Source organism: Sodalinema gerasimenkoae IPPAS B-353, from assembly GCF_009846485.1.
In the GTDB taxonomy this organism is placed as follows: domain Bacteria; phylum Cyanobacteriota; class Cyanobacteriia; order Cyanobacteriales; family Geitlerinemataceae; genus Sodalinema; species Sodalinema gerasimenkoae.
This window is the reverse complement of the sequence record NZ_ML776472.1, coordinates 1,700,003-1,711,174: the sequence shown is the minus strand read 5'-3', so window position 1 is coordinate 1,711,174 and position 11,172 is coordinate 1,700,003. Positions and strand designations below refer to the sequence as shown.

At 49.8% G+C, this 11,172-nt stretch carries 5 protein-coding genes; 3 read left to right on the top strand and 2 right to left on the bottom strand.

Annotated features, from left to right (window positions below; translation table 11 throughout):
• Window positions 1-76 precede the first annotated feature (76 nt).
• From L855_RS07550 to L855_RS07540, 3 genes are all read left to right on the top strand, one after another.
• Window positions 77-727 (top strand): hypothetical protein, encoded by a 651-nt coding sequence (locus L855_RS07550; RefSeq protein ID WP_159786253.1) that lies wholly within the window; start codon window positions 77-79, stop codon window positions 725-727.
• 75 nt (window positions 728-802) lie between these two features.
• Complete coding sequence (locus L855_RS07545; protein ID WP_159786250.1) at window positions 803-5,149, top strand: two-partner secretion domain-containing protein; 4,347 nt, start codon at window positions 803-805, stop codon at window positions 5,147-5,149.
• Window positions 5,146-7,944, top strand: coding sequence for a CHAT domain-containing protein (locus L855_RS07540; RefSeq protein WP_159786247.1), 2,799 nt, complete (start codon window positions 5,146-5,148; stop codon window positions 7,942-7,944). The genes L855_RS07545 and L855_RS07540 overlap by 4 nt, the downstream gene beginning before the upstream one ends.
• A 41-nt stretch (window positions 7,945-7,985) precedes the next feature.
• Here L855_RS07540 and L855_RS07535 read toward each other — a convergent pair whose 3' ends face one another.
• Together L855_RS07535 and L855_RS07530 are read right to left on the bottom strand one after the other, a co-directional pair.
• On the bottom strand, window positions 7,986-8,828 hold the full coding sequence (locus L855_RS07535; protein WP_159786244.1) for a DUF928 domain-containing protein: 843 nt from the start codon (window positions 8,826-8,828) through the stop codon (window positions 7,986-7,988).
• A gap of 10 nt (window positions 8,829-8,838) precedes the next feature.
• The gene (locus L855_RS07530) at window positions 8,839-11,154 is read right to left on the bottom strand and encodes a CHASE2 domain-containing protein (protein WP_159786241.1); all 2,316 of its coding nucleotides are present in this window, start codon (window positions 11,152-11,154) and stop codon (window positions 8,839-8,841) included.
• Window positions 11,155-11,172: the final 18 nt, after the last annotated feature.

The window sequence follows — 11,172 nt, the reverse complement described above, 5'->3', positions numbered from 1 at the left end:
CTGCTGAATGAGTTATGATGTAAAAACATGGTCATGGTAAACAGCACAAACAACTATAATTTTAAGAAGAAAGAAAATGGCTGATTGGTTGACACAAGAACAGAACTATCAACAAACATCTGGGCTAGACTTTGAATTTGGTCGTAGTGGCTACTTTCAAGTTTCCCCCCAAAATGATCCCAGCGAGTCTATCAACCTAGCTTACATCTGGTGGATTCCCTTTCCCAGTCATAACAGCACAATTTACTGGTGGGATGGCTACGAGTTGGCTGGTGGTCAATCCATCTCCGATGAACAATTAAATTCGTTACGTTTTATCAGGTTCTCACCTTCTGCGAACTCTAACGAATCCTATTATCTGTTGCTGCCTGATGTGGAAGTTGATCCGTTTATTGACTTCAACAATATTTTTCTAGAATCACAACTCACAGATCCCACTCTGGATGACTCCATTTTTAGTGAAATGGTCACAGGAGATTATCAAGTTACACAGGTGATCGAAGCGGAGTTGGACTTGGAAGATTTAGTCAATTTTGGCCTGCCTGAATCTCCTCCCTCTCAACCTGAAGTTCCCGTGACTGTTCCGAACCATGAGGGACAAAATTCAGCTTCAGTTCCCGAAATGACCTCACCCCTGAGTCTTCTGGTGCTGGGGGCGCTGTTTCTGGGTTGCCTGTTGCGACGACAACTTGTGCAGCGGCGTGTGATCGCGCCCAATGACCATTAAAATCCTAGAAGGCCTGTTGTAAAGTGTTGGGAGAGTTCGATGATCCATTTAAGACGCGGTGCATTCATCCTAGCCATGACGGGGGTTGCAATTCCCCTTCCCGCCTTGGCTCAAATTGTCCCGGATACGACTCTCCCCAATAACTCGACTATCACCCCAGACCAAAACCGACTCATTATCGATGGTGGAACTCAGGTCGAAACTAACCTATTCCATAGCTTTGAGGAATTTTCCCTCCCAACTGGCCAGGAAGCATTTTTCGATAATCCCTCCACGGTTGATCATATCTTTACTCGTGTAACCGGGGATAGTCTGTCTAACATTGATGGTTTAATTCGCGCCAATAATGCCAACCTATTCCTGCTCAACCCCAATGGGCTGATTTTCGGGACTAATGCTCGATTAGACATTGGTGGGTCATTCTTAGGAACCACGGCGGAGCGATTTGAGTTTGCTGACGGTACTGAATTTGGCAGGACTCCCAGCCCTCAGATGCCTCTTCTAACTATGACCGTTCCTGTGGGATTGCAGTTTGGCGCTACCCCAGGCAATATCGAAGTCTTCGGTCTGGGTCATAATTTAACGCCACAACCGGGAACTGGAGCAGTAATGCGATCGCCCGCTGGGGGATTACAAGTTGAATCCGGTCAATCCCTAACTCTGTTGAGTGGCGATATTTCACTGAATGGGGGAAATCTGACCGCTGAACAGGGAAATATCCACCTAGGAACTTTAGGGGGTAACAGTCAGGTCAGCCTAGACAATCTCTTTCAACCCAACTACAGCGGTGTGGAAAACTCAGGTTCTATCGATTTGCGACAACGAGCCTCCATCGATGTCAGTGGTGCAGGAGGTGGCACCATTGACCTACGATCTCAGCGTCTGGGAATCCAAGACGGTTCTACGATTCTATCTCTGACTGAAGGTAACGAACCCGGGAGAAGCATCAATATCGATATCAGCGATGCAGTTGAGGTTATCGGTGTTAATCGAGAACAGTTTGCCCCGAGTAGCATCCTTACCCAAACCCAAGGCCTGGGGTCTAGCGGCAATTTAACTCTTAATGCTGGGCAATTATCTATCCGCGATGGGGGACAAGTGTCATCTTCTTCCTTCAGTCCCGGTCGTAGCGGAGATGTTACAGTTAATCTCTCAGAAAAACTCGAACTTAGTGGGGGAATAACTGTTCCGGATGGTTTCATATCGAGTAGTTTAGCAACAGCGACCTTGGGTTTTGGTCCTGCTGGAGATCTGACCATCAATAGCGACGTTGCCGTAATCCAGGAAAATGCAAGGATTAACGCAGATACTTTAATCGAAGAGGCCCCGGCGGGAAATATAACCCTCAACGTTAGAGAGCTAAGCCTTCTGAGTGGCGGACAACTTTCTGCAACCACTTTTGGTACTGGGAATGCCGGTAATATCTTCATTCAAGCTACCGATTTTGTGGAAGTTATTGGCGGGAGAGAATCTAATGATAGTGGTATTTTTTCACAAGTTGAGTGGCGTCCCTCAGACACTGAGGGTGAACCGATCCTAGCTACAGGAAGAGGTGGAAACTTGGACATCATAACGCCCCAACTAAGTCTATTAGGAGGTGGACAAGTCTCTGCCTCAACCTTTGGGGGTGGACAGGGTGGTAGCATCTCAATTAACACTTCAGAAATTCTTACAATCAGCGGTGGACGTTTTCATGAAGGCAACATCATCCCCAGCGCCATTACCGCTGTCACTGTAGGAGAGTCAAACGCAGGAGAGTTAACCGTCAACAGTCAACAGATTCGGGTTCAAGATGGGGGGCAAATCACCGCCGGAACCCGAGGCCCCGGAGATGCTGGCAACCTAACTATCACAGCCAACGACATTGACCTCAGTGGCACAACTCCCGATGGCAGACCTAGCCGCTTCACAGTGCGGACGGAAGGACCAGGAGAGTCCGGAAACTTGAGGATTGAGGGGAATCGCTTGACTGTCCGCGAAGGTGCCGAAGTCAACGTTGATGGAATTCTTCGGGATCGAGACGGGACTCCTCTCCTAAACGTACCCTTGGGTGATGCCGGAGACTTAACCATCCAAGTCCGAGACCTCTTCCTAAATAACGGTCGCCTCACCGCCGAAACCACCTCAGGGGAATCTGGCAATATCATCATCACCGCTAACGACTTTCGGCTACTAAACAACAGTCAAGTCACCACCAATGCCGTGGGAAGCGCAACTGGGGGCAACATTGAAATCGATACCGCAACCCTGACCGCCCTAGAAAACAGCAATATCAATGCCAACGCTCAAGAGGACTTTGCCGGTCGGGTGGTTCTCAACACCCAAGGACTCTTTGGGACAGAATTTCGCGAAGAAAGCACCCCCAACAGCGATATTACAGCTACCTCAGCATTAGGACCCGACTTCAGTGGCATCGTGGAAATCAACACCCCAGAAGTCGACCCCGTCAGCGCCCTCATCGAACTCGAAGACCGACCCGTCAACGCCGCCGTCGACCAAAACCCCTGCATCCAAGGCAGCGAAACGGAATTTGTGCAAACCGGCAGCAGTGGCCTCCCCCCCGGCCCCAACGACCCCTTCACCGGAACCACGGGCTGGGAAGACCTACGACTCGACCCCCTCGATGACCCCCAAGTCCGAGACGACAGCACCGAACCCCTCCCCTCCACCCCAACACAGATTCGCCAAGCCCAAACCTGGCACGTCAACGCCGAGGGGGAACTGGTCCTAACCGCTCCCGGAACGGGGTCTAACTATCGCCCTCCCGCCGCGCCGGACAACTGTTCCCCCCAGTCGCAAGCACCCCAGAGTGAGAAAAGCGATCGCCCCGGGACCTCCTCCCCAAACCAAGCCTTCCAAGTCCAAGGCTTCCAATTCCAGGGCAACACCGTCCTCTCCGATGCAGAACTGGCCCAGTCCATCGACTCATTCAGAAATCGCGACCTCCAGTTCCCAGAGCTGCAAGACCTCGCAGACCGGATTACAGCACAGTACAAAGACGAAGGCTACATCACCAGCGGCGCTTACATTCCCCCCCAAACCACCCAAAACCGGGTGATCACGGTGCAAATCCTGGAAGGAACCCTGGAAAACATCCAAGTGCGCACCAGTGGCAACCTCAACCCCAACTACGTGGTACGCCGCATCCAGCGATTTACTGAGGGACCCGTCAAGAAAGAACAACTCCTGCAAGCCCTACAACTGCTGCAACTCGACCCCCGCATTGACCGACTCTCAGCGGAGTTGGGGGCGGGAGTCCGAGCAGGAACCAATCTGCTCAATGTCCAAGTCCAGGAGAGCAATGCCGTCACTGCCAGTCTCAGCCTGGACAACGATCGCTCCCCCACGGTCGGCAGTTTCCGACAACAGGCCGATAGCGGCATCGCCAACCTCTTCGGCATTGGGGATGTGACCACCCTGGCCTACAGCAATACGGAGGGAACGGCCAACTGGAATCTGGGCTATCGTCTGCCCATTAACGCCCTCGATGGCACCATTGGCTTCCTCTATAGCACGGGGGACAGTCGCATTATCGAGGCCCCCTTCGACCAAGTGGATATCCAAGCGGACACTCGCACCTATGAGGTCAGTTACCGCCAACCGCTGTTACGCCAAGTGCAACCCCGGTCACAGGAAAATGATAGGGAGAATCATAGGGAGAATGAGTCTTCAGTCCCTCAGGATTACGTGTTTCGGGAGTTTGCGGTGGGGTTGAGCGCCTCGCGACGGGACACTCAAACCTCCATTCTTGACCGTAATTTTCCCCTCTCTCCAGGGGCCGATGACCAGGGGGAAACCAACATTTCTGTGTTGCGCCTGTTCCAAGATTGGACGCAACGAGACAGCCGCGAGGTATTGGCCCTACGCTCGGAGTTTAGTCTGGGGGTGAACTGGTTTGAGGCCACGGTGAATGAGAGTGAACCCGATAGTGAGTTCTTTGCTTGGCGAGGTCAGGCTCAGTGGGTGCGGCGGCTCTCGGGGATGGGGACTCCTGGGGAGGCGGGGACTCGCTTACTGGTGCGGGGAGATGCCCAGTTGGCGTCGACCTCCCTGGTTCCCATTGAGCAGTTCAGTTTGGGAGGACGGCGGCGGATGCGAGGTTATCGTCAGGATGTGCTGCTGGCGGATTCGGGTTTGTTTGGCTCGGCGGAGGTGCAATTGCCCTTATTCCAGTTTGCTCGCCGCCAGGGGACGGTCTGGCTGGCTCCTTTTGTGGAGGTGGGGACGGTCTGGAATTTGGGCGATCGCGCCAATCCTGACACCAGTACTTTAGCCTCGGCTGGATTGGGGTTACGCTTACAGTTGGGCGATCGCCTCACGGCTGCTGTTGACTGGGGGATTCCCCTCATTGAACTGGATACGGGCAACGATACGTTACAAGACAACGGTTTGTATTTCTCAATCAGGTTTAACCCCCTATGATGCGTGTTTCTGGTGCGTTACGTTTTTGCGTCGGCTTGCTGCTGGGATGTCTGATCAGTGTTGCGGTTCCGGCCCTTTGGCCCGATGCGGGGGTCACGGCTCCCCCATTAGACCGCTCGATGTTGGCTCAGTCGTCAGAGCCAGATGTTTTGCTGCGTCAGGGTCGAGCGGCTTATGAGTCTGGGGAGATGGCCTCGGCGGTTCAGCAGTTGCAGGGGGCGGCTCAGGCCTATGGGGAACGGGGGGAACCGTTGAATCAGGCGATCGCCCTCAATTACCTGTCTCTGGCGCAACAGCAGCAGGGTCAGTGGAGGGAGGCAGAGGCGGTGATTAAGGAGAGTTTAGACTTGATTGGGGTTCCGAGTGCCACGGCGCGGGATGACCGGCAACGGCTGTTTGCTGCCGCCTTGACCACTCGGGGTCAGTTGCAATTGGCTGTAGGCCAAGCAGAAGCGGCGTTTGAGAGTTGGCAGGAGGCGGAACGGCGCTATGAGCGGTTGGAGGATGTTGAGGGCCGTTGGGGCAGTCAACTGAATCAGGCTCGGGCGTTGGAGGCGTTGGGGTTGTATCGGCGATCGTGCGATCAATTGTTGGATGTCTTGACCTCTGGGACGTTGAGCTGTGATGGTTTGGCGGCGGATGACCCAGATGTGAGAACTCGTCAGCGGGAGGAGTTGTTGGGGGCGATCGAACAGCAGCCGGATTCTCCCTTGAAGGCGATGGCTTTGCGGAGTTTAGGGAATCAGTTACGGCTGTTGGGGCAGTTGGAGTTGTCGGACAGCATCTTGCGTCAGGGGTTAGCTGTAGCGGAGCGCGTTGAGTCTCCTCGGGATATCGCTCTCTCTTTATTGAATTTGGGACATACCTATCAGGCGTTATCTCAACAGGCCCTTAACTATAATCGCTCCGAGATGAAAATCAAGAGTTCGAATTGGGCTGCAATCAACTACTATCGACAAGCCAGCAATTCAAGTTCTGACCCCTCGGTGACGGTTCAGGCGCAGCTGAGTTTGATTGGGATGTGGGTGGAGTCACAGCGGGAAGCTGAGGCGGTGGCGTTGTTTCCCGAGGTGCGCGATCACCTCTCGGCATTGCCCGTGGGTAAACTGGCGATTCAGGGACGGATTCAGTTGGCTTGTAGTCTGCTGGGGTGCGATCGCCTCGCCGCTCAAACCGATGAACAGAGGGTTACAGTTGATCCAACTGCGTCACTGGAGTTGTTAGAAACTGCCGTTGGTCAAGCCAAGGACTTGGGAGATCTGAGGCTTAAAGCGGCGGCGATCGGTCGTTTGGGAACGTTTTATGAAGCCAGTAGGGATTGGGACAGGGCGCAAGAGTTCACCGAGGAGGCGATCGCTCTCTCAGGAGATAAACCCGATTTAGTCTATCAATGGCAATGGCAACTGGGACGCATTTTGCAAGCGCGTCATGAGCAAACCGCTGTGCAGGAGGCAGACTCGGGGGCCATTCTAGCTTATGAGAAGGCCTATATCATTCTCAATGATTTACGAGGTGATTTGGCAAGTCTGGATTCCAATGTGCAATTCAACTTCCGCGATCAGGTTGAACCGGTATATCGACAATTCATTGATTTACTTTTGCGCGGGGACAATCCCAGTCAGGACAATTTGGAACAGGCGCGTTTGGCTGCTGAAGACCTCCAACTTGCCGAATTGGATAATTTCTTCCAAGATGCTTGTGCTGAACCTAGAGTCGTCGATATCGAGACCCTAGATCCTCGGAATGAGACGGCAATTATCTACTCAATCATGTTGAAAGATAGACTCGAAGTTATTGCCAAGCTGCCTAACATATCGAGACTTCACTATCACTCCAGTCAGGTGACTCCAACAGAGATAGATGATGTCACTAAGACTTTATCCGAGATAATGACATCTTCGAGTGCAACGCTAGAAGCAATTCAATCAGAAACACACAAACTTTATCAATGGATTCTCGAACCACTTGAAACTGAGATAGATATCAATTCTTCCAGAGAAAATAGTTCAATCAAAAATCTGATTTTCATCCTAGATGGCTCTTTAAGAAATATTCCAGTCTCCTTTATTTTTGGCAAAGATCAGTATCTTGTTGAACGCTATGCGACCGCGATCACTCCTGGGCTTCAACTGCTAGAATCACAAACAACTAACTTAACAATAAATAATGCCCAAGCCTTACTAACTGGGATTACAGAATCTCCAAGTTTTAAAAATGAACAAATGGGAAATTTACCCAATGTTAGGAATGAGCTACAAGCCCTTGGTCAAATCATTCGGCGTAGTCAAGAGATATCAGAAGATCGTTTTCTGCAAAACAACATCCAAAACCAAGTCCAATCAACTCCTTTCAATATCATTCATATTGCAACCCACGGTAGATTTAGTTCAGATCCTAATGAGACCTTTATTCTGGATTATCTTGGACGTATTACCGTCCGAGATTTAGATAAATTGCTGGCTCGAAATCCTGTTCTCCAATCGGGAGCCATTGAATTATTGACACTGAGTGCCTGCCAAACGGCCTCAGGTGACCAGCGTGCTGCCTTGGGAATTGCAGGGTTTGCCATTCGTGCCGGGGCCAGAAGTACTTTGGCGAGTTTGTGGAATGTCGAAGATCGCTCGACAGCAGAGTTCATGCGACGATTTTACGAGAAACTTCTTGATGAAAATCTAACAAAAGCAGAAGCACTCCGTGAAGTTCAAATCGATTTTATAAATAAGGAAACCGATGATCCTTTTCACTTTCGTCCCTACTTTTGGGCACCTTTTACCTTAATTGGTCATTGGCTATAATCCTATCCTTCGTAAGCTGCTGTGAAACAGCCACCAGTCTCTTATTCGATAAGATTGACGGAACCACTCAGGGGTTCTTCGCTGACATGGCCAAAACCCATGGAAGTTAAGAAACGACGCCATTCTTCGTTTAAAGGTTCGCTATCAGGATAATCCAGTCGAACCTGAGCAAATTGGGTCAGTGCGTCAAACCCTATTCCATTGTTGGCGTAAACTTCAGCCATTTCCAATGGATGCGTCGCTTCATTGAGTTCAGCTTCCAAATCAGGATTCATGTCAGAGGGGTTTCGTCGCTCAACAAGACCGTAAACTGAAGCAGCATCAGTCGTCCGTTCATTAGATACCGTTTCCGGTGTTGGACAATTGAGATAAAAAAACCATTGATACTGACGATTGGGTTCTAAAGGTTCTACCGTTTCCGGAAGTGTGATACTCACAATCCCTGGTGTTGCCTGATTAGAATTTCCGGGAAGTTCAAATTCTACCCTCCAGTATTCCTCTGAGGCTCCAGAGTCCTGTAGGGAAAATTCTCCAGAGGTGGCTTCTTCAGAGGTGTAGGGAACATAAAACCAAAATGTTGGGTACTCCTGGGTGGTTAATGTCAAATCCCAAGAACCGTAATGACCGACTAAATGAGTGAGAGGAATGGCTGTGGCAATACAATCACCGCGACTTCCTGTACCTCCAATACTTGGAGGTGGAGCTTCAGGTGGATTTTCATGACCTGCTGGGGTAAAAATAATCTGAACATCTTCTAAAAAATTCTCAATTTCATTGTTTGATTGTGCTTGTAAGGGTCGTGAACTCATGATTAGATTACCGATTGCAACGATAATCGTCAGCAAAAACTGGAAAACGGGTTGGTGAACTAGATGTAGTTTCATGGTCTAACACTTAGAAATTGTTTTGGATATCTGGATTAGAAAATATCATCTTAAGGGTAACTGCCGTGAGAACAATCGCCAAAGCAGCCGGAATGAGAGGAATCCAACCTCCTTGGAGAAATAAAGCCCAACAGATACCGAAGAGTAAGGCTAGTGCAATGGCTGTAGCTAAGGCTAGTTTTACTGGAGATCGCGAGTGCCAAGCCATGACTCCCCCGATAAATGACCAAAGCAAAATCCAAAAAGTCTCGATAGGTTGCGGCCACCACCAAATTAAAGGTCGGTTATCTAAAGTTGCACTCAAAATTTGACTAATCATATGAGCTTGTAATTCCAGTCCGGAAAATTTTTTATTTCTGTACTTTAATGCTGTAAGATAATTGGTATCTTTAAACTCTGGATCTGTGGTTCCAATAAGAACAATCTTACCTCGAACCAAATTTGGATCAAAGCGATCACTTAAAATTTTATTAAGTGTAAGTGTATGGGCAACTTGCTCAACATTTCTATAATTCAACATTAGTTGTAGTCCATTAGCATTAACTTGATGATACCCACCAGAGTTATGTCCCAAAATACTAAATGATAAATTCCCCAGTCGGTGATAATCATCATCCTTGCTATACTCCAAGGATAATCCTCTTTGATTTAAGTACTCTTCTGCCATGAAAAATCCCAAAGAGAGCGACGTGGGACAGTTTGGAGGTTCGTTAGTGAGAGCAAATAAATGGCGACGAATAATACTATCTTTGTCAGCTAGGACATCGGTAAAACCTAATTTCTGGGTAGAGATATCCGTAGAAATCCATGTTCCTTCAGGTTCTGAATCCCCATATACACAAGCCATGAAAAAATGGTGATCTTGTATGATTTGAGTTAGCTTTTCGCCGTGAGTTCGTCCCCCCAGAAAAACTTGTAGCCCAATAACACTTGGTTCATGACGTTCTAAAATTTCTAGCAGTTGCTCTAAGGCTTGATCTGATAAAGAGTCCTCCCCTCTCTCTGACACCGGCTGCGATTGAACGTCGTCCTTCGTAATCTCAACCAGCAACAAGCGTTCGTCCATCGTCTCAGCGGGACGCGATCGCATCAAATGGTCATAAGCATTCAACTCCGACTGTTCCAACCAACCCAACGATCGCCCCCCCATCACCAAACTCGTCACCAGCATACTAGCCACCAACACCGTCCCCAATCCCTTCCACCAGGGCGATGTCTTCGATGGCCGTGGAGTTAACGGCGTTAACAACCCTTGCCACGTGGGGGGATCCTCCCAGGGATGCTGACACACCACCGGTAGCCAACTAGCACAGGGAAACTCGTTTTCCATTCCCTGTAACCGCTCCCGCGCCTCCCGCACTGCTCGATAAAACGGCTTCCCGTCCGCAAATCCCGAGAGAAAATGCGCCAAAAACTTATGAGCCACCTCATCCGGGATTAACTCCCGCATCACAATCGTAATGGGAATTTGCAGGTCATCGAGGCGACGGGCCAACCCCAACCCATCACAGGAGTTGAAAATTGCCACCTGTAACCCCTGATTCACCGCCTTACGCAAGGCATACCACAGTTCATCAATGGTTAAACTCTCGGTGGGGTTAATGTGAATCCGTCCCTCATCTCCCTCTGTTTCACTGTGGCCAGCAAAAAAGATAATATCCCAAGGTTGGTCCCATAGCTGATCGTTAATCTCAGACCGTGTCGGTTCATCTACGAATTTGACCTCCGCGTCGGGTAAATTCTTTAGAATCTCGCGATCGGGATTTACCTTAATCCCCTCAGCATGACCCAAAATCGCTAAAATTCTAATTTTTTGCCTCCCCCCCTGGGAAGAAAATCGCTCACGACGCTGAAACTTCGGTGGACTCAAGGCAATTTCTGTATTGGGATAACTTTGGCAAAAACTCCATAGATGCCAGGGAAGCTTATGCAAACGGGAGTCATTGGTGCGAATGAGAACCCGAATGTCCTCAGCAGGCTCAAGCTGTTGCCGTAATAGACGATCAATGTCTCGAAACGACTCCGCATCCAGCCATTGATTGAGGCGATCGCGCAACGTCTGCCCCGACTCCAGACAGGCCTTCACACGAGTCTGAATGGAGCCACTATATTCAATTCCCTTAGACTTAATCCGATAGGGGGCGCTCAACGGGCGATAGTTCCCTAACCAATGGGTTTCGAGTTGAGTCAATAGTTCCGGGGCGGCGGGCAGCTGACCACCCTCTTCAATAGAGGGGTGATCGCCATCTGTACTAATTTCTAAATAAACTTGAAAACCACCCTTCTCTAAGTTTCCCGTCAGTCTCAATGTTACAAGCTTCGTCACAACTGCTCCTCCTCAATA